This is a genomic window from Nocardioides sp. CCNWLW216, assembly GCF_037120545.1.
Lineage (GTDB): Bacteria > Actinomycetota > Actinomycetes > Propionibacteriales > Nocardioidaceae > Nocardioides > Nocardioides lianchengensis.
On the sequence record NZ_JBBBBJ010000011.1, the window covers coordinates 91,451 to 114,710 of the forward strand.

Consider the following 23,260-nt stretch of genomic DNA (forward strand, 5'->3'; position numbering starts at 1 on the left):
CGGAGCTACTCGGTCGCGGCCAGCTGCCCGCAGGCGCCGTCGATCTCGCTGCCGCGGGTGTCGCGGACGGTCGTGGGGATGCCCTTGGCCTCCAGCCGGCGGACGAACTCGCGCTCGTCGGCGGGGTCGGAGGCGGTCCACTTCGAGCCGGGGGTGGGGTTGAGCGGGATCAGGTTGACGTGCACCCAGCCCCAGTCGCCGTACGACTGCAGGACGTCGCCCAGCAGGTCGGCGCGCCAGGCCTGGTCGTTGATGCCGCGCATCATGGCGTACTCGATCGAGACCCGGCGCTTGGTGACGCGGGCGTAGTCCCACGCCGCCTCGACGGTCTCGGCGACGGAGAAGCGGGTGTTGATCGGGACCAGCTCGTTGCGCAGCTCGTCGTCGGGGGCGTGCAGGCTCAGCGCGAGGGTGACCGGGATGCCCTCCTCGGTCAGCTGCTTGATCCGCGGGACCAGGCCGACCGTGGACACGGTGATGCCGCGCGCGGACATCCCGAGTCCGTCGGGCGAGGAGTCGGTCATCCGGCGCACGGCGCCGATGACGGCCTTGTAGTTGGCCAGCGGCTCGCCCATGCCCATGAACACCACGTTGGAGACCCGGCCGGGCCCGCCCGGGACCTCGCCGCGGGCCATGGTGCGGTGGGCGGCGACGACCTGCTCGACGATCTCGGCGGTCGACATGTTGCGCTGCAGGCCGCCCTGGCCGGTGGCGCAGAACGGGCAGGCCATCCCGCACCCGGCCTGGCTGGAGACGCAGACCGTGGCCCGGTCGGGGTAGCGCATCAGCACCGACTCGACGAGCGCGCCGTCGAAGAGCTTCCACAGCGTCTTGCGGGTGGTGCCCTTGTCGGCCTCGAGGGTGCGCAGCGGCGTCATCAGCGTCGGCAGCAGCGCCTCGACCAGCTCGGCCCGCTGGGTGGCGGGCAGGTCGGTCATCTCGGCCGGGTCGTCGACCAGGCGGGCGAAGTAGTGGGTGGAGAGCTGCTTGGCCCGGAAGCCCGGCAGCCCGTGCTCCTCCAGCAGCGCCTTGCGTCCGGCCGCGTCGAGGTCGGCGAGGTGCCGCGGGGGCTTCTTGCGCCCGCGGGGCTCGTCGAAGACCAGCGGCAGCGTCGTGGCGCCGGCGGGCTGGTCGGGGGTGGTGTCAGCCATAGCGCCTCCAGTGTCCCACCCACGACCAGCCCCCGACGAAACCCCGACGCGACCCGGCCCACCCGCTGGTGGAGGTGCGAGCGAAGCGAGCCTCGAAACCCGGCGAGCCGACCTGCGGCCTCGATCGAGGCCGCAAGTCGGCAAGATGGGTTTCGACACGGTTGCTGCGCAACCTGCTCAACCACCGGCGGTGGCACCTCAGCTCAGCGGTACGACGTCCGCCGCGCCCAGCCGGGCCGCGTCGGCGGTGGCGTCGTCCGGCATCTGCTGGCTCTCCAGCTCGGCCGCGACCCGCTTGCGGTAGTGCTCGACCTCCAGCCGCGTCTGGTCCTCGCTCCAGCCGAGCACCTCGGCCACCAGCGAGGCGACCTCGTCCACGACGCCCACCCCGCGGTCGAAGGTCTCGATCGAGATCCGGGTCCGGCGGGTCAGCACGTCGTCGAGGTGCCGCGCGCCCTCGTGGCTGGCGGCATAGACGATCTCGGCCCGCAGGTAGTCCGGCGCCCCGGCCAGCGCACCGCCCAGGTCGGGACGCTCGTCGACCAGCGCCAGCACCTCGTGGACCAGCGAGCCGTAGCGCTTCAGCAGGTGCTCGATCCACACCTCGTGCAGGCCGTGACGGCGGGCCAGCACGTGCCGCCCGTTCCACAGCGCCTGGTAGCCCTCCGCCCCGAGCAGCGGGACGTCCTCGGTCGCCGACTCCGGGATCCGACGGTCGAAGTGGGCCGCGAGCCCGAAGACCGCCTCGTCGACGGCGTCCTTGGCCATCACCCGGTAGGTCGTGTACTTGCCGCCCGCGACCACCACCAGGCCGGGCGCCGGGTGGCCGACCGCGTGCTCGCGGGAGAGCTTCGAGGTGGCCTCGGACTCCCCCTCCAGCAGCGGGCGGAGGCCGGCGTACACGCCCTCGACGTCGGCGCGCGTCAGCGGCGTCTCGAGCACCTCGTTGACGTGGTGGAGCAGGTAGTCGATGTCGGCCTCGCTGGCGGCGGGGTGCGACTTGTCGAGGGTCCAGTCGGTGTCGGTGGTGCCGATGATCCAGTGCCGGCCCCACGGGATCACGAAGAGCACCGACTTCTCGGTGCGCAGGATCAGCCCGGACTCCGAGCGGATCCGGTCCTTGGGCACCACCAGGTGGATGCCCTTCGACGCGCGCACGTGGAACTGCCCGCGCTGCCCGCCGAGCTCCTGCGTCTCGTCGGTCCAGACGCCGGTGGCGTTGAGGACCTGCCGGGCGCGGATGGTCAGCTCCTCCCCCGACTCCAGGTCGCGTACGACGGCGCCGGTCACCCGCTCGCCCTCGCGGACCAGCGCGGTGACCCGGGTCCGCGAGGCCACGTCGGCGCCGTACGCCGCGGCGGTGCGCGCCAGGAACATCGTGTGCCGGGCGTCGTCGACCTGGGCGTCGTAGTACTGCAGCGCGCCGACCAGGGCGTCCTTGCGCAGCGACGGCACCAGCTTGCGGGCACCGCGGCGGGTCAGGTGCCGGTGCAGCGGTACGCCGGTGGGGCCGGCCGCACGCGCCATGGCGTCGTACAGGGCGACGCCGGAGCCGGCGTAGAGCCGCTCCCAGCCGCGGTGCTTGAGCGGGTAGATGAACGGCACCGGGTGGACCAGGTGCGGCGCGAGCTTCAGCAGCATCAGGCCGCGCTCCTTCAGCGCCTCGGCGACCAGCCGGAAGTCGAGCATCTCCAGGTAGCGCAGCCCGCCGTGCATCAGCTTGCTGGAGCGGCTGGAGGTGCCCGAGGCGAAGTCGCGGGCCTCGACCAGGCCGACCCGCAGGCCGCGGGTGGCGGCGTCGAGAGCGGAGCCGGCGCCGACCACGCCACCGCCGATGACCAGGACGTCGAGCTCCTCCTCGCTCATCCGGCGCAGCGACTCCTGGCGGAACTCCGGGGACAGGGCGATGGATCGCATCAGTTAACGTCCACCCAGTCGAGGGTGCGCTCGACGGCCTTCTGCCAGCCGGCGTACCCCTCCGCACGCTGATCGTCGTCCCACTGCGGGGACCAGCGCTTGCCCTCGTTCCAGTTCTTGCGCAGCTCGTCGGTGTCCTTCCAGAAGCCGACGGCGAGCCCTGCGGCGTACGCCGCGCCCAGGCAGGTGGTCTCGGCCAGCACCGGACGGCTGACCTCGACCCCGAGCACGTCGGCCTGGATCTGCATGCACAGCTCGTTGGCGGTCACGCCGCCGTCGACCTTCAGCACCTCCAGCTTCACGCCCGAGTCCTTCTCCATCGCGTCCGCGACGTCCTTGGACTGGTAGCAGATCGCCTCCAGGGTGGCGCGGGCGACGTGGGCGTTGGTGTTGTAGCGGGAGAGCCCGACGATCGCGCCGCGGGCGTCGGAGCGCCAGTACGGCGCGAACAGCCCCGAGAACGCCGGCACGAAGTAGACGCCGCCGTTGTCCTCGACCTGCCGGGCCAGCGACTCGCTCTGCGAGGCGCCCGAGATGATGCCGAGCTGGTCGCGCAGCCACTGCACGGCCGAGCCGGTGACGGCGATCGAACCCTCGAGCGCGTAGACCGGCTTGTCGTCACCGAAGCGGTAGCAGACCGTCGTCAGCAGACCGGCCTTCGAGCGGACCAGCTCGGTGCCGGTGTTGAGCAGCATGAAGTTGCCGGTGCCGTAGGTGTTCTTGGCCTCGCCGGGCTCGAAGCAGACCTGGCCGACGGTCGCGGCCTGCTGGTCGCCGAGGATGCCGGTCAGCGGCACCTCGCCGCGGAACGGCCCGTGCGCGTCGGTCTTCCCGTATCCCTCCGGGTCGCTGGAGGAACGGATCTCCGGCAGCATCGCCCGCGGGATGTCGAAGAGCGCGAGCAGCTCGTCGTCCCACTCGCAGGTCTCGAGGTCCATCAGCATGGTGCGGCTGGCGTTGGTCACGTCGGTGACGTGCGACCCGCCGTCGGTGCCGCCGGTGAGGTTCCAGATCAGCCAGGAGTCCGTCGTACCGAAGAGGGCGTCGCCCTTCTCGGCCGCCGCCCGCACCCCGTCGACGTTCTCCAGGATCCACTGGATCTTGCCGCCGGCGAAGTACGTCGCCGGCGGCAGCCCGGCCCGCTCGCGGATCAGGTCGCCGTGGCCGTCGCGCTCCAGCTTGGAGGCGATCTTGTCGGTGCGGGTGTCCTGCCACACGATGGCGTTGTAGTAGGGCCGGCCGGTGTTCTTGTCCCACACCACGGTCGTCTCGCGCTGGTTGGTGATCCCGACCGCGGCCAGGTCCGCGGCGGTCAGCCCGGCCTTGCCGAGCGCGGTCTGGATGACCGAGCGGGTCCGCTCCCAGATCTCCACGGGGTTGTGCTCGACCCAGCCGGCCTTCGGGAGGATCTGCTCGTGCTCGAGCTGGTGGCGCGCCACCTCCTCCCCCGCGTGGTCGAAGATCATGAAGCGGGTGCTGGTGGTGCCCTGGTCGACGGCGCCTACGTAGGTCGTCACGGTTCCTCCTGTGCTGGTGGTGGGTCGCGGTGGACGGTGCGGCTCAGCTGCGGGCGGGGACGGGCTCGCTGACGGCCTCGTCCTCGTCCTCGTCGAGCGCGGGGTCGGTGAGGTGGTTCTCGATGAGGACCTTGAATAGGAACCCGCCGATCAGGCCTCCGATGATCGGGGCGACGATCGGCAACCAGAAATAGAGATCCCCGTTCTGGTCGTTCATCGCGCCGCCGTACCCGGTGATCAGGGAGGCTAGGCGCGGGCCGAAGTCGCGCGCCGGGTTGATCGCGTAGCCGGCGTTGGCGCCCCAGGCCATGCCGATCGCCACGACCAGCAGGCCGACGACGACGGGGCCGAGGTTGGCCATGGGCGGGTTGTTCCACGCGGTGGTGACGGCGAAGATCACGAACACCAGGATCGCGGTGCCGATGACCTGGTCGAGGAACGCCGTCGAGATGCTCACGTCGGCGCCGCCGTTGCCGGGCAGCGTCGAGAAGATGCCCTGGGTGGCGATGGTGTGGTCGGGGTCGACCGCGCCGATGAGGTCGGCGTACGACGCCCGCACCAGGAGGGCGGCCACGAAGGCGCCCAGCGTCTGGGCGAGGACGTACGGCGCCACCTTGCGCCACTCGAAGCCCTTGAAGGCGGCGAGCGCGATAGTGACGGCCGGGTTGAGGTGGGCGCCGGAGATGCGGGCGGCCACGTAGACACCGAGCGTCACGCCGAGCCCCCAGGCCCAGGCGATCGAGTCGTGGTCGCCGAGGCTGCCGTCGCTGCTGGTGGTCACCTGGGCGACCACGCCGCAGCCGAAGAGGATCAGGATCATCGTCCCGGCGAACTCCGCGCACAGCTCCCCGAGGAGCGGCCGTTGCTTGGTCACGGTGTGGGTCCTTTCCCGAGGGGCGCCCGAGTGACGCCCACCACACAGTGCCCGCTGGCTGCGGCGATCACCACACGCGCCATTCGACATCACCGAACGACTGATCGACGATGTCGAACGGTCTCGTAGGGTGGTGCCATGGCCGGCACCATCCAGTCGATCGAGCGCGCCGCCGCCGTCCTGCACCTGCTGGGGGCGGTCGGCGAGCCGGTGCCGCTCGGCGAGCTGGCCCGCACCCTCGACCTGCCCAAGCCCACCGTGCACGGGATCACCCGCACGCTGGTCGAGGTCGGCTTCGTCGTCCAGGACCCCGAGACCGGGCACTACGCACTGGACCGCGGCCTGCGCGACCTGGGAGCCCGCCTGGATCCCCACCTGCTCCGGGCGCGGGCGGTCAACTGGGCCGACGGCCTGGCGGCCCGCACCGGCCTGGAGGTGCAGCTCGGCGTCCTCAGCGGCACCACGGTCGAGATCGTCCACCACGTCTTCCGCCCCGACGGCTCTCCGCAGCGCCTGCGCACCGGCGAGATCCAGCCACTGCACGCCAGCGCGCTCGGGCAGGTGCTGCTCGCCTTCTCCCCCACCGGCTCCCGGCTGCGCAACCTGGAGCTGCCCGGCCACACCCCCGCGACGCTGACCAGCCGACTGGAGCTCACCCGCGTCGTGCAGTCCGTACGACGCCAGGGCTGGGCCCACGTGGACGGCGCGCTCCGACCGGGGGTGGCCGCCGTCGCCGCGCCGGTGCGCCACCACCTCGGCATCGGGGTGGGCGCCCTCGGCGTCGTCGGCCCCCGCGAGCGGGTCGTCGGCCCGGACGGCGCCCCACGGGCCGGCCTCGCCGAGCAGGTCACCGCCAGCGCCGAGGCCATCGCCGCCACCCTCCAGGAGCGCCTGTGACCGGGTCCCGCTCGTACGTCGCCGCCCTCGACCAGGGCACCACCTCGACCCGCTGCCTGGTCTTCGACCACGCCGGCCGGATGGTGGCGGCCGCCCAGCACGAGCACCGCCAGCACTACCCACAGCCCGGCTGGGCCGAGCACGACGCCGCCGAGATCTGGCAGAACTGCCTGCGGGTGCTGCCCGAGGCCCTGGCCTCGGCCGGCCTGGTCCCGGGTGACCTGGCCGCCCTCGGCATCGCCAACCAGCGCGAGACGACGGTCGTGTGGGACCGCACCACCGGCCGTCCGGTGGCACCGGCCATCACCTGGCAGGACACCCGGGGCGCCGAGATCGCCGCCCAGCTCGCCGCGGGGCCGACCGGGGACCTGTTCGAGGAGGTGTGCGGGATGCGCCCGGCCGGCTACTTCTCCGCGCCCCGGCTGCGCTGGCTCCTCGACCACGTCCCGGGCCTGCAGCGGCGCGCCCGCACCGGCGAGATCGCCTTCGGGACCATGGAGAGCTGGCTGATCTGGAACCTCACCGGCGGCCCCGACGGCGGCGTCCACGTCACCGACGTGACCAACGCCAGCCGCACCCTGCTGGCCGACGTGCGCACCCTGCAGTGGGACCAGCGGCTGCTCGACGTGCTCGACGTCCCCGTCGAGCTGCTCCCCGAGATCCGCCCCAACGCCCAGGTGTACGGCGAGTGCCGGGTCGGCCTGCCCGGCGTCCCGATCGGCGGCGCGTTCGGCGACCAGCAGGCCGCCCTGTTCGGCCAGACCTGCTTCGCCACCGGCGAGGCCAAGTGCACCTACGGGACCGGCGCGTTCCTGCTGATGAACACCGGTGAGCAGATCACAAGGTCCGACCACGGGCTGCTCTCGACCGTGGCCTACCAGCTGGAGGGCCAGCCGACGGCGTACGCGACCGAGGGCTCGATCGCGGTCGCCGGCTCCCTGGTCCAGTGGTTCCGCGACTCGCTCGAGATGATCGGGTCGGCCCCCGAGATCGAGACCCTGGCCCGGCGGGTCGAGGACAACGGCGGCTGCTACATCGTCCCGGCCTTCGCGGGGCTGTTCGCGCCGCGCTGGGACCCCGACGCCCGCGGGGTGGTGGTCGGGCTGACGTCGTACGTGACCAAGGCGCACCTGGCCCGGGCCGTCCTCGAGGCCACCGGCTGGCAGACGGCCGAGGTGGTCGAGGCGATGGCGGCCGACACCGGGATCGCCTTCACCCGCCTGCGCGTCGACGGCGGCATGACCTCCAACCACCTGCTCATGCAGTTCGTCTCCGACGTGCTCGGCGTCCCCGTCGAGCGCCCGCTCGTCTCCGAGTCGGTCTCCCTGGGTGCGGCGTACGCCGCCGGGCTGGCCGTCGGCTACTGGCCCGACCTCGAGGTCCTGCGCGGCAACTGGCACCGCGCCGCGACCTGGGAGCCCGCGATGAGCCCGGCCGTGCGCGAGCGGGAGCGGGCGGCCTGGGGCCGGGCGGTGGACCGGACGCTCGGGTGGGAGCGTGGCGACGCCTAGGCGTCGGTGCTGTAGAGGATCCAGAGGACCAGGCCGGCGGAGGCGAGCACGACCACGGCGGTCGTGACGATGCCGACCAGCATGAACCGGCCGAACCGGCGGGTCCGTGGCGCGACCACCAGTCCGATCGGGATGCCCAGGGTCACCAGCACCAGCGGGAACAGCTCCTCGGCCGTGTCGGTGTCGACCAGCACGCTGAGCAGGGCGGCGTACACGCCGGGCACCAGGATGACGAAGAGCAGGCCGGTGAAGAAGCCCGACAGCGACGCGAAGGTCGGGTGGTCGCGGTGCCACCAGCTGGGCTCGCGCTCCGCCGACGCGCCGGCCGACTCGTCCACGGTGCTCACCCGGCCGACCCTAGGGCATCCGGAAGCTCGATCACGCCCGGCGTGCCGAGCGGCTCGGCGACGGCTCCCGCGAGCGCGACCCAGGCGCTCCGGTGGCCGACGAGCACCAGGTCGCGGCCCGGGTTCTCGCGCCGCAGACCGGCCACGGTGCCGGCGACCCGCTCGCGCAGCGCGACCGCGGGCTCGTCGGGTCCGCTGTCCCGCAGGCCCGGCAGGATCCCGGCGTCGGCCTCGGTCAGCAGCTGGCAGGTCGCCACCGTGGCCGGCTCCGGCGCGCAGAACCAGGCCGCGCCCTGCGGGAGGCGGTCGCGCAGCGCCCAGACGTCGTCGAAGCCGGCCGGGTCGAGCTCGTCACCGAGCAGCCGGCCGTGGTGGACCAGGAAGACGGTCACCGACCGGCTCAGAAGACCAGGTAGTGCAGGAGCAGCCAGATCGGGGCGATCGTCGCGAGCAGCGAGTCGAGCCGGTCCATCAGGCCGCCGTGGCCGGGGACCACCTGGCTCATGTCCTTGATGCCGAGGTCGCGCTTGATGACCGACTCGCACAGGTCGCCGAGGGTCGCCATCACGACCGTGATGAGACCGAGCACCATCCCGACCCACCAGTCGCCGTCGAGCAGGTAGACCACCAGCGCCCACCCGGCGATCAGGCAGAACACGACCGAGCCGCCGAAGCCCTCCCAGGACTTCTTGGGCGAGATGACCGGAGCCATCGGGTGCTTGCCGAACAGCACGCCGGCGACGTACCCGCCGGTGTCGGAGGCGACGGTGATCGCGATGAAGGTGATGATCCCCTGCACGCCCGGGTCGTCGAGCCCGCTGGCGTTGACGCCCCCGCCCTCGGAGAGGAGCAGCGCCACGAACGAACCGAGGAACGGGACGTAGATCAGGGTGAAGACCGACGCGGTGGCGTTCTGGACGTAGCCGTCGATGCCGCGCTGGAGCAGCCACAGCATGATCATCAGCGCGGCGACGGCCGTCGCCGTCACCAGGGCCGGCGCGCCCCAGAAGTAGGCGACCACGACCATCACGACGCCGCCGACCATCAGCGGCTGCTCGGGCAGGTCGATGCCCTTCGCGCCGAACCCGCGGTGCAGCTCCCAGATGGCGACGACCACGGCGATCGCCACGATCACCATGAACGCCGTCTTCCAGAACAGCAGCGACAGCAGGATCGCGCCGACGAGGACGAAGGCGGAGGTGAAGGCGGCGCGCAGGTCGCGCCCGGCGCGGCCGTGGTCCTTCGGCGGCGCGGGGGTGGGAACGGTCATCGGGTGAGCCGTGCGAGCGGGAGGTCGTCAGACCTCCAGCAGCTCGGCCTCCTTGTTCTTGAGCAGCTCGTCGATCACGTCGGTGTGCTTCTTGGTCACGCCGTCGAGCCGCTTCTCGGCACCGGTGACGTCGTCCTTGCCGACCTCGCCGTCCTTCTCGAGCTTCTCCAGGTTCTGCTTGGCCGTACGACGCAGGTTGCGCACCGCGACCCGCCCGTCCTCGGCCTTGGCCCGCGCGACCTTGATGTACTCCTTGCGGCGTTCCTCGGTGAGCTCCGGGAAGTTGCAGCGCAGCATCTTGCCGTCATTGGACGGGTTGACGCCGAGGTCGGAGTCACGGATCGCGCGCTCGATGTTGCCGATCGCCCCGATGTCGTAGGGCTGGATCAGGATGATCCGGGCCTCGGGCGCGGTGAACGACGCCAGCTGCTGCAGCGGCGTCGGCGAGCCGTAGTAGTCGACGACGATCTTGCTGAACATGCTCGGGTGGGCGCGGCCCGCGCGGATCGCCGCGAACTCCTCGCGGGTCGCCTCGACCGACTTGGACATCTTGCCGTCGGCCTCGTTGAGGATGTCGTTGATCACGGCTGCTCCTGTTGCTCGGTTCGTGCGCTCGTCGTGGTGGGGGCGGTGCGGGACGTCAGCCCGCGCTCACCAGCGTGCCGATCTTCTCACCCTGGACGACCCGGAGGATGTTTCCCTCGGGCTCCATGCCGAAGACGACCATGGGCAGCTTGTTCTCGCCGCACAGCGCGAACGCGGTCTGGTCCATGATCCGCAGGCCACGGGTGATCGCCTCGGCGTAGGTGAGGTCATCGAACTTGGTGGCCGTCGGGTCGAGCTTCGGGTCGGCGGTGTAGACGCCGTCGACGCCGCTCTTGGCGACCAGGACCACGTCGCACTTCGACTCCAGCGCCCGCTGGACGGCGACGGTGTCGGTGGAGAAGAAGGGCATGCCCATGCCGGCTCCGAAGATGACGACCCGGCCCTTCTCCATGTGCCGGATGGCCCGGCGCGGGATGTAGGGCTCCGCGACCTGGCCCATCGTGATCGCCGTCTGGACCCGGGTCTCGACGCCCATCTTCTCCAGGAAGTCCTGGAGGGCCAGACAGTTCATGACGATGCCGAGCATGCCCATGTAGTCGGCCCGCACGCGATCCATGCCGCGCTGCTGCAGCTCGGCACCGCGGAAGAAGTTGCCGCCGCCGGTGACGACGGCGATCTGCACCCCGGCCCGGGCCACCTCCGCGATCTCCGCGGCGATCTTCTGCACGACGTCGGGGTCGACGCCGACGTTGCCGCCGCCGAACACCTCGCCCGAGAGCTTCAGGAGCACGCGCTTGTACCCGGTCACCGAGGACCTCCCTGGTCGACGTCGAAGGTCGGACCGGGCGCGCACGCGCGGCCCGGCCACCGGGAGCAACCTATCGGATGACCGGGCTACGGGTTGGAGGAGGTGCTGCCGGAGGTCGTCAGGACGATGGCGACGATCACACCGATCACCACCAGGGCGGCGAGCACGGCCGCGACGATCTTCGGCACGCTCCAGGGACGATCCCCGACGACCTCTCCGGTGTTGGCGTTGACCATCACCTGCCAGGTCTTTCCGCCGTAGAGGTAGGTGGCGATCCACAGGGGCATCAGCACCAGCTTGAACATGGCCTGCGAGTAGGTCACGTCCATGTCGGACACCCGCTGCTCGTCGCCGCCGATGTCGCGCTCGCAGTCGTCCTCGATGACCCGCTGCATCTGCTGGCGGGCGTTGTTCGACCCCGCCTGCGGGTCGACGTCGTAGCGGAGCGCGGAGTAGCCGGTGAGGTACTCCTGCTGGAAGGGCCGGGCGTCCTCCAGGCGCCAGGGGCCCATCTTGTCGAGCTTCTTGCGGTCGAGCCGCTCGGTGCCGGCCACCAGCACGTCGTCGAACGAGCGGGCGACGTGGCCGGACGCGTGGCTCCAGCGGGTACGCCGCTCCTGCCGCGTCTCGGTGCGGGTGCCGCCCTTGCCGTCGGAGACCTGGTGGCTGACCGTGACGTAGTAGTAGTCGCCGCGCTGGCCCTCGTAGTCGGTCTCGGTGTGGGCGTCGTAGGTCCAGTGCGGGACGTAGGTGCCCTGCAGCCCCTCGGTCGACCCGACCTTCTTCAGCGCGTTGGGCGCGAAGCGGCGCGAGCCGACCCACTTCTTGAACTCCTCGCGGGCAGCGCGCTGGTCGACGTGGAACGGCACGACCGCCTCGGGCGCCACCAGCCCCTCGGGTCGGTCCACGGCGATCAGCGCGCCCCCGCAGAACTGGCAGGTCCCGGCCAGGTCGGCGGTCTCGGTGCTGGCCCCGCAGCCCTGGCAGCGCAGCACGTGGGCGCCGAGCTGGGCGACCTGCACGTCGCCGTGCTTGCCCACCCATTCGTCGAACGAGTGCTCGCGGATGGTCGCCGTCGACGCGGCGATCTCCAGCTGGGTGCCGCACGAGCCGCACCTCAACGTCGTCGTACCGGGCGCGTACGACGTCTGCGCGCCACAGCTCGGGCAGGTCGAGCTGAGCGGCGCGAGCGCCGCGGGGGTCTCCTCGGACATGGTGCTCTGGGTGCTCTCTGGGTCGGAGGGGTCAGGCCTGCGGCGGCAGCGGCGGCGGCGTGGCGGCGAACAGGCCCTGGAGCTCGGGCAGCTCGGACGCGGCGGTCCAGGCGCCCATGCCCTGCTGCCAGACCAGGGTGGTCGGGGTGAGCTCGCCGGTGGCGACCTTCGCGGGCAGGTCGCCCACGGCCAGCGGGCCGACCTGCGCTCCCCCGACGGCCAGGAACCACGGCTGGGCAGCACCGGGGACCGGCGGCGGGCCGGCCGCCGCCGGAGCGGCCGCGGTGGGCTGCTGGGGCGCCAGGGAGTCGGCCATCTGCCGGCCCAGCGCCATGCCGACGCCGAGGCCCAGGCCCTCGCCCGCACCACCCGGGTTGTTGGCCGCGTCGCCGATGGCCTCCGCCGCCTGGAACTTGGCGTACTGGTCGAGATTGCCGAGCACGCCCATCTGGGTGCGCTTGTCGAGTGCCTCCTCCACCTCGGGCGGCAGGGAGATGTTCTCGATGATGAAGCGCGGGATGGCGATGCCGAAGTCGGCGAGGTTCGTGGTCAGCGTGCCGGCCAGGGTGGCAGCGATGGTCTGCTGGTTGGCCGCGAGGTCGAGCATCGGCAGGTTGGAGTTGGCGAGCGCCGTACCGACCTGGCTGACGATGTTCTGGCGGAGGAACTCGGAGACCTCGTCGGTGCGGAACTGCGGGTCGGTGCCGACCAGCTGGCGCAGCAGCTTGGCGGCGTCGGTGACCTGCAGCGAGTACGTGCCGAAGGCCCGCAGGCGGACCATGCCGAACTCGGCGTCACGGATGGTGACGGGGTTCTGGGTGCCCCACTTCATGTCGGTGTACTGGCGCATCCCGACGAAGTAGACCTCGGCCTTGAACGGGCTGTTGAAGCCGTACTTCCACCCCTTCAGGGTGGACAGGATCGGAAGGTTCTTCGTCTCCAGCGTGTAGGTGCCGGGCGTGAACACGTCGGCGATCTGACCCTCGTTCTCGAAGACCGCCACCTGCCCCTCGCGGACCACGAGCTGGGCGTTCATCTTGATCTCGTTGCCCTGGCGCGGGAAGCGCCACACGAGGGTGTCGCGACTGTCGTCGAGGAACTCGACGATGTCGATGAACTGGCCGCGCACCTTGTCGAACAGACCCATGGGTTCCCCTAGCGACGCCGATCTCCGCGACCCCGACGGCCGCACCGGGACACTACTCGACCGCAGCGACCCCGAGATGACGAATACACAGCCCGCCTCCCGGGGAGGTCTGGTCCAGCAACGCCGCGAGGCCGGGCCGGAGCTCTCGCTCCGGCCCGGCCTCGGGGGTGCTGCTGGGTGCTGCGGGGGCGCCTCGGATCAGGCGCCGACCTCGAAGCGGGCGAACCGCTTCAGGGTGGTGCCGGCCTCGTCGAGGACCGTCTTGACCGACTTCTTGTTCTCGGTCACCGACGGCTGCTCGAGGAGCACCACGTCCTTGAAGAAGCCGTTGAGCCGACCCTCGGTGATCTTGGCGATCGCCTGCTCGGGCTTGCCCTCCTCGCGCGAGGTGGCCTCGGCGATCTCGCGCTCCTTGGCGACGATGTCGGCGGGGACCTCGTCACGGGTGAGGTACTGCGGGCGCATCGCGGCGACCTGCATCGCGGCGGCGCGAGCAGCGTCGGCGTCGCCGTCGTACTCGACCAGGACACCGACCGCGGGCGGCAGGTCGGCGGCACGCTTGTGCAGGTAGGCGACGACCGGGCCGTCGAAGTGGACGTACTGGCCGAGCTCGATCTTCTCGCCGATCGAGACCGCGAGGGCGTCGACGATGTTGCCGACGGTCTGGCCGTCGATCTCGATCGCCTTGAGGGCCTCGACGTCGGCGGCCTTGGACTCGGACGCGGCGTCGGCGATCTTCTGCGCGGTCGCGACGAAGTCGTCACCCTTGGCGACGAAGTCGGTCTCGCACTTCAGCTCGACCAGGACGCCGGCGGAGTGGGCGACCAGACCGGCCGAGGCCTCGCGCTCGGCGGCACGCTCGGCCATCTTCTTGCCACCCTTGATCCGCAGGATCTCGACGGCCTTGTCGAAGTCGCCGTCGGCCTCGGTGAGGGCCTTCTTGCAGTCCATCATGCCGGCGCCGGTGAGCTCACGGAGCTTCTTGACGTCGGCGGCGGAGATGTTCGCCATGTGTCTCTTCCTCTGGGTCGTTTAGGAACTGCGTCGTGCACCAGCGCGGCGGGCCGTCGTACGTCGTACGCCGGCCCGCCGCGATCAGGTGAACGTCAGGCCTTGGCCTCGTCGGCGGCCGGCTCCTCGGTGACGGCCTCGGCGGCCGGCTCCTCGGTGACGGCAGCCTCGGCAGCGGGCTCCTCGGTCGCGGTCTCGGCGACCTCGGCCGCCTCGGCGCCCTCGGTCGACGCGCCGGTGGCCTCGGAGGCGGCAGCCTCGTCGGCGGGCGCGCCGGTGGCGGCCTCGGCGGCCTGCTCGGCGTCACCGGTCAGGAGCTCGCGCTCCCACTCGGCCAGCGGCTCCGCGGCGCCCGGCGCCTTCTCGCCCTCGCCCGACTTGGCGCCGGAGCGGGCGATCAGGCCCTCGGCGACGGCGTCGGCGATGACGCGGGTGAGCAGGCCGACGGCGCGGATCGCGTCGTCGTTGCCCGGGATCGGGAAGTCGACCTCGTCGGGGTCGCAGTTGGTGTCCAGGATGCCGATGATCGGGATCCGGAGCTTGCGAGCCTCCTCGACGGCGAGGTGCTCCTTCTTGGTGTCGACGATCCAGACGGCGGACGGGGTACGGCCCATCTCGCGGATGCCGCCGAGGGTCTTCTCCAGCTTGTCGCGCTCGCGACGCATCTGGAGGAGCTCCTTCTTGGTGCGGCCGGACGCGGCGACGTTGTCGAAGTCGAGCTCGTCGAGCTCCTTCAGACGGTTGATCCGCTGGTGCACGGTCTGGAAGTTGGTCAGCATGCCGCCGAGCCAGCGCTGGTTGACGTAGGGCATGCCCACGCGGGTCGCCTGCTCGGCGATCGCCTCCTGCGCCTGCTTCTTGGTGCCGACGAACATGATCGTCCCGCCCTTGGCGACCGTCTCCTTGATGAAGGCGTAGGACCGGTCGATGTAGGCCAGCGACTGCTGCAGGTCGATGATGTAGATGCCGTTGCGCTCGGTCATGATGAAGCGCTTCATCTTGGGGTTCCAGCGACGGGTCTGGTGCCCGAAGTGGACGCCGCTCTCAAGGAGCTGGCGCATGGTCACGACTGCCATGTGGGTTCTCTTCTCCTGGTGGTCCGGCACCCGTCTGCGAGCCCTTGAAGCAGGGCACGCCGGGAGGCCGGTCCGTTGTTGTTTTCAGTTCCGTGCAACCGACGGGTGCCGGTCGCCCTGACGCCTGCGCGCGGCCCCACCCGCATCTCTGCGGGACCGAGGACCGTCGCCCGCGGGTGATCGGTCCCCCTCGTTGTCAGAGCGAGGGACCGTCGCGGTCTGCCGGCGTGCGAAGTCGATCTGGGTGCAGGCACCCGGATCGCGTCCGCCAGACTACGGGACCGCAGCGCTCAGGGGCCAATCGCGACCGGCGGGCCGCCGACCGTCCACAGCCACCCTCCACGCCCCGGTTGTCCACCGCTGCTCCGCCCACCCTCGCTGGCCGCCCCGAGGCGACCGAGGCTGGCCCCATGACCCGCCTCCTCGTCGTCCTGCTGGCCCTGCCGATCGTGCTGCTCGCACCCGCTCGCGCGAGCGCCGGGACCGACCCCGTGGGGGTCTGGCCGCTCGCGCCCGAGCCCGAGGTGGTCGCGAGGTTCGACCCGCCCGAGGAGGAGTGGGGCGCCGGCCACCGCGGCGTCGACCTCTTGGGCGCGCCCGGCCAGCAGGTCGTGGCGGCGCTCGCCGGCGAGGTCTCGTTCGCCGGGTCGCTCGCCGGGCGCGGCGTGGTCGTCGTCGACCACGGCCCGACCCGCACGACCTACGAGCCCGTCGCCGCCTCGGTCGCGGTCGGCGACGTCGTCGCGGCCGGCGCCACCCTCGGCACGCTGCAACCCGGCGGCTCCCACTGCCTGCCCCGGACCTGCCTGCACTGGGGCTGGATCGAGGGAACCGAGACCTACCTCGACCCGCTGCGGCTGGTCGGTGGCGGCCCGGTCCGGCTGCTCCCGCTGTGGCGGGACGAACCGGTCGGAGCGGCTCCGCTCGCCCCGCGCTCGCCGTACGACGGCTGGCGACCGCTGATCGCGCTGGCCGATCTGTTCGCGTGACCAGGAGGGGGACTCGACACGCAGGTCGCGGCTTCGTCCCCTTCGATACGACGCTCGTCTCTCACGTCATTCAGGACATCGCCTCGGTCGCGCCGCTCGCTCGACCACCATCGACGAGTCCGCTGACGCGTCCTCGTCATGCCCGGGGATGGGCCTGCTGGTAGGCGCGGCGGAGGCGGTCAGTGGTGACGTGGGTGTAGCGCTGCGTGGTGGCCAGCGAGGCATGGCCGAGCAGCTCCTGGACCGAACGCAGGTCGGCGCCACCCTCGAGGAGGTGGGTGGCGGCGGTGTGGCGCAGGCCGTGCGGACCGATGTCCGGCGCACCGGGGACGTCGGCGATCCGGCGGTGCACCAGGGTCCGCACGGCCCGCTGGTCGATCCGGCCGCCACGCGCGCCCAGGAAGAGCGCCGCTGCCGAGCCCTCCCGCGCGAGGAGCGGGCGGCCCTGGCGCAGCCAGAACTGCAGCGCCCGGGCGGCCGGGCGGCCGTAGGGCACGGTGCGCTCCTTGCGCCCCTTGCCGAACACGCGGACGACGTTGCGGTCGGCGTCCAGGTCGTCGATGTCGAGCCCGGCGAGCTCGCCGACCCGGATCCCGGTGGCGTAGAGCAGCTCGAGCATCGCCACGTCGCGCAGGCCGACCGGGCTGCCGTCGTCGGCGAGCTCCGTCGCCGCGGCGATCAGGTCCTCGGCCTGGTCGGCGCGCAGCACCGACGGAAGGGTCGAGTGCGCCTTCGGCGAGCCCAGGCTGGAGCCCGCGTCGGAGGGGCTGCGGCCGGTGCGGGCCAGCCAGGCGGTGAAGACCCGCGCGGCGGTGGCTCGGCGGGCCAGGGTGGTGCGGGAGCGGCCCATGGTCTGCTGCTTGGCCAACCAGCTGCGCAGGGTGCGGAGGTCGAGCTCGGTCACGTCCGTGTGGCCGAGCCGGTGGGCGTGCTCGAGCAGTCCGGCCAGGTCGGTGAGGTAGGCCCGGACCGTGTGCGGCGCCAGGTCGCGCTCGGAGACCAGGTGCCGCTCGTACTCCCCCAGCACCCGCGCCATCGGCTCCGGGAGCCCAGCGTCGGGCTCCTCGCTCGGCTCGTCGCTCACCCGACCGAGTCTAGGGAGGGACCGACGTCCTACTCGTGCGCCAGCGCGGCGAGCCGCCAGCCGTCCTCGACCCGCTCGACGAAGCCGCCGGCCCGCAGCCGGTCGAGGGCCGAGGCCACGGTCAGCATCGCCAGGCCCGCGGTGCGCGCGATCGAGTCGGTGCCGACCGAGCGCCGGACCGGAACCGCGTCGAGGACCTGCTGGTCCTTGGTCGAGAGGCGGTCGCGCGACCGCTCGCGGCCACGCGGTTCCTCGACGACGTGCTCCCCCATCGGCGCGACGACCTCCAGGACCTCCGCCCCCGACGTCACCAGCGTCGCCGCGCCCGCGCGCAGCAGCTGGTGGACGCCCTGGGACGGAGCGCTGGTGATCGGGCCCGGAACGCCCATCAGCGGCCGCTGGAGGCGCGAGGCCCAGTTAGCGGTGTTGAGCGCGCCACTGCGCACGGCTGCCTCGACGAGCACCGTGCCGGAGGTCAGTGCGGCGATGATCCGGTTGCGACTCAGGAAGCGGATCCGCATCGGGGCGCCCCCAGGAGCGGTCTCCGACACGACCGCACCCTCGCGGGCCAGGTGCTCCAGGAGGTCGCGGTGGGCCTGGGGATAGATGCGGTCGGCCCCGCAGGCCAGCACCGCCACGGTCTGACCACCGCCACCCAATGCCCCACGATGAGCGGCCTGGTCGATGCCGAAGGCGGCACCGGACACGACCGGGCACCCGGCTCGGGCCACCACGGCTGCGAGCTCGGCGGCCGCGTCGGCGCCGTAGGTGGTGGCCGACCGGGACCCGACCACCGCGACCGAACGGGCGAGGGCGTCGAGGCGGAGGGGGCCCTTCACCCACAGGCCCAGCGGCGGTCCGCCGCGCTGCTGGAGCACCGGCACGTGGGCGAGGTCGTCGAGCTGGTCGGGCCACTCCGTGTCCCCCGGTACGACGAAGCGCAGCCCGGCCCGCGCCGCGTCGGCGAGCTCGCCGGCCGGATCCTTGCCGCCGGTGCGGCTGGCCGCGTCGTCCCGGATCTCCCGGCTCGGCCGGTCGGCCCGCTGCTGCAGGACGTTGGCGTAGAGCGCCTGGGCGCCGACCTCACCCACGACGGCGGCGACGCGTGGGTCGCCGGGCTCGGTCAGCAGCGACAGTCCGACCCGGGCCAACCGCTCCGCCTCCGGAGCGCTCACGACGCCTGCCGCTGCAGCAGGGCCAGCGGCAGCGGGTCGCCCCGACGCAGGGCGAGCGCCACCTCGACCTCGGCGAGCCCGGGCAGTCGGTCCGGTGCGTGCCGGGCCCCCAGGTCGTGGACCGTCCAGGCCAGCCGGTGGACCCGGACGGCGCCCCGGGAGGTGATCTTGGCGTCGTAGACGTCGCTGTCGAGCCGGTCCCGGCCCGCAGGGTCGAGCGGCCACCGGTCGCGGAGCGCGGCGCCGGGCACGTGGGCGTTGAGCCGCCACCCGACCTCGGCGTAGCGGTCGCGCTGGCGCTGCCGAGCGCGCTCCACCCGGAGCCGGACCGACGCGGAGTCCTCCGGGACCGTGAGACGGTCGCGGCTCTCGTGGGGGCGCAGGGGCTCGACATGACGCAGGATGTCGACCCGGTCGGCGACCGGGCCGGTGATCTTGTGCCGGTACTCCCGCCGCTTGACCTCCTTGCAGCCGCACCTGTTCGTCGCGGCGGCGGGCGTGTAGTCGCCGCACGGGCACGGGTTGCAGGCCAGCACGACCATGCCGCGAGCGGGCAGCCGGACCTGCTCGTCGGTCCGGGCGACCACCACGTCACCGTTCTCGAGCGGCTGGCGCAACGCCTCGATCGCGTCGCTTCGGAACAGGGGGAACTCGTCCAGGAAGAGGACCCCGGCGTGCGCGAGGCTCACGGCGCCCGGGCGCACCTGCCCCGATCCGCCGCCGACCAGGCTGGCCTTGCTGGCGTCGTGGTGGGGAGCGAGGAAGGGTGGCCGCCGGATCATGCCGCTCTCGGCGTCGAGCACGCCGGCCAGCGAGTGCAGGGCGGTCAGCTCGAGCGACTCCTCGGGGGTCAGGTCGGGCAGGACGGTCGGGATCCGCTCCGCGATGCTCGTCTTGCCGGCTCCCTTGGGACCGGACAGCATCAGGTGGTGGCCGCCGGCGGCCGCCACCTCGATGGCGTAGCGCGCGTCGGACATGCCGATCAGGTCGGCGAGGTCGACCTCCTCCATCCGCTCCTCGCCCCGCCACGAGAGCAGCCGGCTGCCCGAGGCGGCCGCCACCGGGGGCGCCTCGGGCACCTCGTCGCCGCGCAGCAGGGCGACCACCTGGGCCAGCGACCGCACCCCGAGGACGGACATGTCGGGCACCATCGCGGCCTCCTCGGCTTGCGGCTCGGGCACGAAGACCGCGCGGATCCCCCGGTCGGCGGCCGCCAGCACCATCGGCAGCACGCCCTCGACGGGCCGCAGGCCACCGTCGAGCGTCAGCTCCCCGATCAGGGCCACCTGCTCGAGGGCCGAACGCGGGAGACGTCCGTCGGCGGCCAGGACCGAGATGGCGATCGCCAGGTCGAAGTGGGTGCCACGCTTCGGCAGGTCGGCGGGCGAGAGCAGGATCGTGATCCGCTTGGTGGCCGGCCAGGTCAGCCCGGAGTTGATGATCGCCATCCGGCACCGGTCGCGGGCCTCGTTGAGCGAGGCATCGGGCCGGCCGACCATGGTCGTCCCGACCTGTCCCGGCGACACGTCGGACTGCACGTCGATGAGATGGCCGAGCGCCCCCTGGAGCGAGACGGTGCGGGCCGTGGCGAACGGCATCAGCCGATCCCGGGCACGTGGTCGATCTGGGACGGTCCGCGCCGCGGTCGGATCACCGCGACCAGGTCGATGCGGATCTCGACCGGTCCGAGGCCGTGCGCCTCGCGCCAGCGCACCGCGAGGCGCCGCAGCCGGGCGAGCTTCAACTCGGTGATCGCCTCGTGCGGCGTGCCGCACCGGTCGCTGCTGCGGGTCTTGACCTCGCAGACCACCAGCACGTCGCGCTCGCGCAGCACCAGGTCGATCTCGCCCGCGTCGCACCGCCAGTTGCGGTCCAGCAGGATCATCCCCTGGGCCGTCAGGTGGCGTGCGGCGAGTGACTCGCCGTAGGCCCCGAGGGCCTGCTTGGTCGTGGTTCCCGTCATCGCTGACCTCCTGCGGACAGCCTGTCCGCGGGCGGGGACGAGCAGGGCGACGAGAGGGACGCCTGTGGAGAAGCCGTGCCGGAGACCCGCCTGTGGACGACAGGTGGTCCGTGGCGGGCTACTGGCGCAGCCGCGGGCCTCCGCAGACCGGCTCCCGTAGCGCCCAGACGTCGGCACCGGCCAGCTGCAGTCCGAGCAGATGCGCGAGCGGGGCCACGACCGCGGTCTGCAGCGTGGCCAGGAGCGGCTGGACCACCGTGGTGAGCACCCGCTGCAGGATCGGGTCCATGACGCCGGTGAACAGCGGCCCCGCGTCGAGGACGGTGACCTTGGGCGGGCCGATCAGCTGGGGGACGTTGACCCTGATCTTCGCGCCCACGACCGGCTGCACGACGGGGTTGCCCAGGACGACGCCCGAGGCACTCCCCACCGGCGACGTGTACGACGCCGGCAGCGGGAGCTGCAGCAGCGTCGAGTGACCGTTGCTCTGCGTGCCCGCCCCGATGCCGAGCGCGACGTCGACGTCGATGGTCGGCAGACCCGCCAGCAGTCCGTTCAGGCCCAGGACCTGCAGCAGCACCGTCAGGAGGTCGTCGACGAGCTTCAGCTTGACCTGGGTCTTGACCCCGGTCGACCCGGTCACCGCGAGACCGCCCACGACAGCCGAGGCGAGCCGGAGATCGAGCCGCTGGGCGCCCTGCGGGCCGCAGGTCACGTCGAGGAGCTCCGCGACCGCCTGCCCGAGATCGATCGAGACCGAGAGGGTGGTCGGTGCGAGGGTCACCGACCCGATCCCGTCCACGGCCAGGGTGCTGCCCGGGATCGTCACCGGCACGTCGAGCCGCACCTGGGCGGTCGACGCCGTCGTCCCGGGACCGCCGCAACCGATCTGCGGCGCCTCGGTGACAACCAGCGAGGCACCCAGCAGGCCGGGGACCCCGAGGTCGTCGACGACGAGGGAGTGACCCGCCGCCGCGCCCGCGGCGTACGCCGCCCCGGTGACCAGGTCCAGCACGTTGATGCCGAGGTCCAGGGCTGCGCGATCGCTGGCGGTGGCGCTGATCAGGTCGGCGACGGCGATCGTCGGCGTGGTCGAGTGGACGTTGATCGACCGCAGCAGCGTCGCGGCCGCCAGGTCGCCCTGGGCGGTCAGCACCTTGGCCACCGCGAGGTAGAGCCGGCCGACCGAGAGCTGGTCGAGCTGCAGCAGCTCGTCCACGCTTCCCACCTGCAGGCCCCCGACCTCGACGAGGTCGAGGAGGGTCACCTCGCTCGCGGCGAGCCCGTGGTAGTCGACCGCGCTCAGGGTCAGGTCGGTGCCCAGCATCGTCCCGAGGAGTACGTCGAGCAGCGGGCTGGTCGTGCTGTCGAGGCGGGCGATGAAGGAGCCGACCCGGAAGCAGGCCCCCAGCTCGGCCACCCCGACCGCGGAGCGGACGGCCGGGCCCCGGTCGATCCCGGTCACGCCCGCGAAGGCGAAGTCGACGGCGGTCCGCGCGGTCACCCGGACCGCCGTCGGGACGCCGACGCCGGTGACCGGCACGAAGTCGCCCCGGTCGTCCAGCTCCCCCAGGTCGACGTCGAGGGCGGGGTCGTCCCCGACCGCGTCCGGGTTCCGGTCACGGCTCGCCGTGGCGAGGGCCGGCATGAGCGGCCCGAGGGTCGCCGCGTCGCGGCCGTCGAGCTCACGGGCCAGGTCGAGCGCGACGGCGTCGGCGACGGCCTGCATGTCACCGCGGGCCACCCGCTGCAGGCCCAGGTCGACCGCCATCGCGGCGCTCAGCAGCAGCACGACGACGATCACGGCGACGAACGGCAGGACGGCGCCCTCCTCGTCCCGCCGTCGGGCGGCGAGCATCAGCTCACCCTGACCGTGGCCGCGTAGGTCAGCTCGTCGGGCATCGCAGCCCCGACCCCGGGCAGCGAGGGGACGGCGGGGTTCGCGGCGTACCGGTAGGTGAGGGTGACCGTCACGCAGTTGTGGGCGGGCGCACCTGCGCAGGCGGTGGCAGTCCCGACCGCGCAGGTCCCCGCGGCGGTCGCATCGCGGAAGAGCACCCCGCTCGTGCACGTCACGCCGACTCCGGCCAGCGCGTCGGTGACCGCCGCCGTCGCGTCGGCCGTCCGCGCCGACGGGTCCAGCTGCACCGCGGCGGCCCGCGCGCCCTCGGTCGCCGCCTGGCTCAGCGACTGCCGGAAGCCGAGCATGAAGCCGAAGGAGATGATCCCGAAGACGATCAGGAGCAGGAAGGGCACGACGAGCGCGAACTCCAGCGCCGCGGCACCCCGCTCCTCGCGCGCACGCCGCCGCCCGGGTCCCTCCACGCCCCGCACCGTAGGTCTCGGGGCGGAGTCCCGCCTACGGCTCCGGGCCGATATGGCCCGTTCGGGCTACGGCTTGGGCGGATCGATGTCCGAAGGGTTGAGCTCCTCGACGTTCACGTCCTTGAAGGTCAGCACCTTCACGTTCTTCGCGAACCGGGCCGGGCGGTACATGTCCCAGACCCAGGCGTCGCTCATCGAGACCTCGAAGAACACCTCGCCGGCCTCGGTCCGCGCCTTCACGTCGACCTGGTTGCAGAGATAGAACCGGCGGTCCGTCTCGACGACGTACTTGAAGATGCCGACGACGTCGCGGTACTCGCGGTAGAGCGTCAGCTCCATCTCGGTCTCGTACTTCTCGAGGTCCTCGGCGCTCACGCGCCGACTCTATCCCTGCGGTCGCGGACCGCTCCGGTCCGCGTCCCGCGCGCCGGCGCACAC

Annotated in this window: 23 protein-coding genes; 3 read left to right on the forward strand and 20 right to left on the reverse strand. The window is 72.3% G+C overall.

The genetic code is table 11. The features are described 5' to 3' along the window. Window positions 1-5 precede the first annotated feature (5 nt). The 4 genes from rlmN to V7S47_RS21255 all read right to left on the reverse strand — a co-directional run bounded on the left by rlmN (window position 6) and on the right by V7S47_RS21255 (window position 5,459). Entirely contained in the window at window positions 6-1,151 is a 1,146-nt protein-coding gene (gene rlmN, locus V7S47_RS21240; protein ID WP_336563445.1) for a 23S rRNA (adenine(2503)-C(2))-methyltransferase RlmN, read from the reverse strand. A 198-nt stretch (window positions 1,152-1,349) separates the two neighbouring features. After that, window positions 1,350-3,068: a glycerol-3-phosphate dehydrogenase/oxidase gene (locus V7S47_RS21245; RefSeq protein WP_336563446.1), complete on the reverse strand. Its 1,719-nt coding sequence runs from the start codon at window positions 3,066-3,068 to the stop codon at window positions 1,350-1,352. Continuing rightward, a complete protein-coding gene (glpK, locus tag V7S47_RS21250) occupies window positions 3,068-4,585 on the reverse strand; it encodes a glycerol kinase GlpK (protein ID WP_336563447.1) in 1,518 nt (505 codons plus the stop codon). The genes V7S47_RS21245 and glpK (V7S47_RS21250) overlap by 1 nt, the downstream gene beginning before the upstream one ends. 43 nt (window positions 4,586-4,628) lie before the next feature. Then, entirely contained in the window at window positions 4,629-5,459 is an 831-nt protein-coding gene (locus V7S47_RS21255; protein WP_244509294.1) for an MIP/aquaporin family protein, read from the reverse strand. 138 nt (window positions 5,460-5,597) lie between these two features. Here V7S47_RS21255 and V7S47_RS21260 point away from each other — a divergent pair, with 138 nt between their 5' ends. Then, window positions 5,598-6,356, forward strand: a complete 759-nt coding sequence (locus V7S47_RS21260) for an IclR family transcriptional regulator (RefSeq protein ID WP_336563448.1) — start codon at window positions 5,598-5,600, stop codon at window positions 6,354-6,356. Further along, complete coding sequence (gene glpK / locus V7S47_RS21265) at window positions 6,353-7,867, forward strand: glycerol kinase GlpK (RefSeq protein ID WP_336563449.1); 1,515 nt, start codon at window positions 6,353-6,355, stop codon at window positions 7,865-7,867. The genes V7S47_RS21260 and glpK (V7S47_RS21265) overlap by 4 nt, the downstream gene beginning before the upstream one ends. Here the strand turns inward: glpK (V7S47_RS21265) and V7S47_RS21270 are convergent. The 9 genes from V7S47_RS21270 to rpsB all read right to left on the reverse strand — a co-directional run bounded on the left by V7S47_RS21270 (window position 7,864) and on the right by rpsB (window position 15,286). After that, window positions 7,864-8,214 (reverse strand): hypothetical protein, encoded by a 351-nt coding sequence (locus V7S47_RS21270; protein WP_336563450.1) that lies wholly within the window; start codon window positions 8,212-8,214, stop codon window positions 7,864-7,866. The genes glpK (V7S47_RS21265) and V7S47_RS21270 overlap by 4 nt on opposite strands. Continuing rightward, window positions 8,211-8,606 carry a hypothetical protein gene (locus V7S47_RS21275; RefSeq protein ID WP_336563451.1) on the reverse strand — a complete coding sequence of 132 codons (396 nt, stop codon included), beginning with the start codon at window positions 8,604-8,606 and terminating at the stop codon, window positions 8,211-8,213. Before V7S47_RS21275 ends, V7S47_RS21270 begins: the two co-directional genes overlap by 4 nt. 8 nt (window positions 8,607-8,614) lie before the next feature. Further along, on the reverse strand, window positions 8,615-9,484 hold the full coding sequence (locus V7S47_RS21280; RefSeq protein WP_336563452.1) for a phosphatidate cytidylyltransferase: 870 nt from the start codon (window positions 9,482-9,484) through the stop codon (window positions 8,615-8,617). A 27-nt stretch (window positions 9,485-9,511) separates the two neighbouring features. Then, complete coding sequence (gene frr, locus V7S47_RS21285) at window positions 9,512-10,066, reverse strand: ribosome recycling factor (RefSeq protein WP_211752795.1); 555 nt, start codon at window positions 10,064-10,066, stop codon at window positions 9,512-9,514. Between the two features lie 58 nt (window positions 10,067-10,124). Further along, entirely contained in the window at window positions 10,125-10,838 is a 714-nt protein-coding gene (gene pyrH, locus V7S47_RS21290) for a UMP kinase (protein WP_170866962.1), read from the reverse strand. Between the two features lie 86 nt (window positions 10,839-10,924). Beyond that, complete coding sequence (locus V7S47_RS21295) at window positions 10,925-12,052, reverse strand: hypothetical protein (protein ID WP_336563453.1); 1,128 nt, start codon at window positions 12,050-12,052, stop codon at window positions 10,925-10,927. Window positions 12,053-12,083: 31 nt separating this feature from the next. Beyond that, complete coding sequence (locus V7S47_RS21300) at window positions 12,084-13,199, reverse strand: SPFH domain-containing protein (RefSeq protein ID WP_336563454.1); 1,116 nt, start codon at window positions 13,197-13,199, stop codon at window positions 12,084-12,086. Window positions 13,200-13,397: 198 nt separating this feature from the next. Beyond that, on the reverse strand, window positions 13,398-14,210 hold the full coding sequence (gene tsf / locus V7S47_RS21305; RefSeq protein WP_336563455.1) for a translation elongation factor Ts: 813 nt from the start codon (window positions 14,208-14,210) through the stop codon (window positions 13,398-13,400). Window positions 14,211-14,305: 95 nt separating this feature from the next. Then, window positions 14,306-15,286 carry a 30S ribosomal protein S2 gene (gene rpsB / locus V7S47_RS21310; protein ID WP_336563456.1) on the reverse strand — a complete coding sequence of 327 codons (981 nt, stop codon included), beginning with the start codon at window positions 15,284-15,286 and terminating at the stop codon, window positions 14,306-14,308. Window positions 15,287-15,696: 410 nt separating this feature from the next. On the opposite strand from rpsB, the gene V7S47_RS21315 reads away from it, so the two are divergent. Next, a complete protein-coding gene (locus V7S47_RS21315; RefSeq protein ID WP_336563457.1) occupies window positions 15,697-16,275 on the forward strand; it encodes a murein hydrolase activator EnvC family protein in 579 nt (192 codons plus the stop codon). Window positions 16,276-16,411: 136 nt separating this feature from the next. Here V7S47_RS21315 and V7S47_RS21320 read toward each other — a convergent pair whose 3' ends face one another. From V7S47_RS21320 to V7S47_RS21350, 7 genes are all read right to left on the reverse strand, one after another. Further along, window positions 16,412-17,311 (reverse strand): tyrosine recombinase XerC, encoded by a 900-nt coding sequence (locus V7S47_RS21320; protein WP_336563546.1) that lies wholly within the window; start codon window positions 17,309-17,311, stop codon window positions 16,412-16,414. 77 nt (window positions 17,312-17,388) lie between these two features. Next, the gene (dprA, locus tag V7S47_RS21325; protein WP_336563458.1) at window positions 17,389-18,534 is read right to left on the reverse strand and encodes a DNA-processing protein DprA; all 1,146 of its coding nucleotides are present in this window, start codon (window positions 18,532-18,534) and stop codon (window positions 17,389-17,391) included. Further along, window positions 18,531-20,132, reverse strand: a complete 1,602-nt coding sequence (locus tag V7S47_RS21330; RefSeq protein ID WP_336563459.1) for a YifB family Mg chelatase-like AAA ATPase — start codon at window positions 20,130-20,132, stop codon at window positions 18,531-18,533. The genes dprA and V7S47_RS21330 overlap by 4 nt, the downstream gene beginning before the upstream one ends. Further along, window positions 20,132-20,497: a YraN family protein gene (locus V7S47_RS21335; protein WP_336563460.1), complete on the reverse strand. Its 366-nt coding sequence runs from the start codon at window positions 20,495-20,497 to the stop codon at window positions 20,132-20,134. Before V7S47_RS21335 ends, V7S47_RS21330 begins: the two co-directional genes overlap by 1 nt. A 118-nt stretch (window positions 20,498-20,615) precedes the next feature. Then, window positions 20,616-22,355 (reverse strand): pilus assembly protein TadG-related protein, encoded by a 1,740-nt coding sequence (locus V7S47_RS21340; RefSeq protein WP_336563461.1) that lies wholly within the window; start codon window positions 22,353-22,355, stop codon window positions 20,616-20,618. Beyond that, a complete protein-coding gene (locus V7S47_RS21345) occupies window positions 22,355-22,822 on the reverse strand; it encodes a TadE family protein (protein WP_336563463.1) in 468 nt (155 codons plus the stop codon). The genes V7S47_RS21340 and V7S47_RS21345 overlap by 1 nt, the downstream gene beginning before the upstream one ends. Before the next feature lie 66 nt (window positions 22,823-22,888). After that, on the reverse strand, window positions 22,889-23,197 hold the full coding sequence (locus V7S47_RS21350) for a DUF2469 domain-containing protein (protein WP_090852798.1): 309 nt from the start codon (window positions 23,195-23,197) through the stop codon (window positions 22,889-22,891). Between the last annotated feature and the right edge of the window lie 63 nt (window positions 23,198-23,260).

Coding starts and splice junctions, on each gene's coding strand:
- V7S47_RS21280 (WP_336563452.1), bottom strand. CDS start 9,484: ATGACCGTTCCCACCCCCGCGCCGCCGAAGGACCACGGCCGCGCCGGG.
- V7S47_RS21335 (WP_336563460.1), bottom strand. CDS start 20,497: ATGACGGGAACCACGACCAAGCAGGCCCTCGGGGCCTACGGCGAGTCA.
- V7S47_RS21245 (WP_336563446.1), bottom strand. CDS start 3,068: ATGCGATCCATCGCCCTGTCCCCGGAGTTCCGCCAGGAGTCGCTGCGC.
- rlmN (WP_336563445.1), bottom strand. CDS start 1,151: ATGGCTGACACCACCCCCGACCAGCCCGCCGGCGCCACGACGCTGCCG.
- V7S47_RS21330 (WP_336563459.1), bottom strand. CDS start 20,132: ATGCCGTTCGCCACGGCCCGCACCGTCTCGCTCCAGGGGGCGCTCGGC.
- V7S47_RS21340 (WP_336563461.1), bottom strand. CDS start 22,355: ATGCTCGCCGCCCGACGGCGGGACGAGGAGGGCGCCGTCCTGCCGTTC.
- rpsB (WP_336563456.1), bottom strand. CDS start 15,286: ATGGCAGTCGTGACCATGCGCCAGCTCCTTGAGAGCGGCGTCCACTTC.
- V7S47_RS21320 (WP_336563546.1), bottom strand. CDS start 17,311: ATGGCGCGGGTGCTGGGGGAGTACGAGCGGCACCTGGTCTCCGAGCGC.
- tsf (WP_336563455.1), bottom strand. CDS start 14,210: ATGGCGAACATCTCCGCCGCCGACGTCAAGAAGCTCCGTGAGCTCACC.
- V7S47_RS21295 (WP_336563453.1), bottom strand. CDS start 12,052: ATGTCCGAGGAGACCCCCGCGGCGCTCGCGCCGCTCAGCTCGACCTGC.
- V7S47_RS21260 (WP_336563448.1), top strand. CDS start 5,598: ATGGCCGGCACCATCCAGTCGATCGAGCGCGCCGCCGCCGTCCTGCAC.
- V7S47_RS21315 (WP_336563457.1), top strand. CDS start 15,697: ATGACCCGCCTCCTCGTCGTCCTGCTGGCCCTGCCGATCGTGCTGCTC.
- V7S47_RS21300 (WP_336563454.1), bottom strand. CDS start 13,199: ATGGGTCTGTTCGACAAGGTGCGCGGCCAGTTCATCGACATCGTCGAG.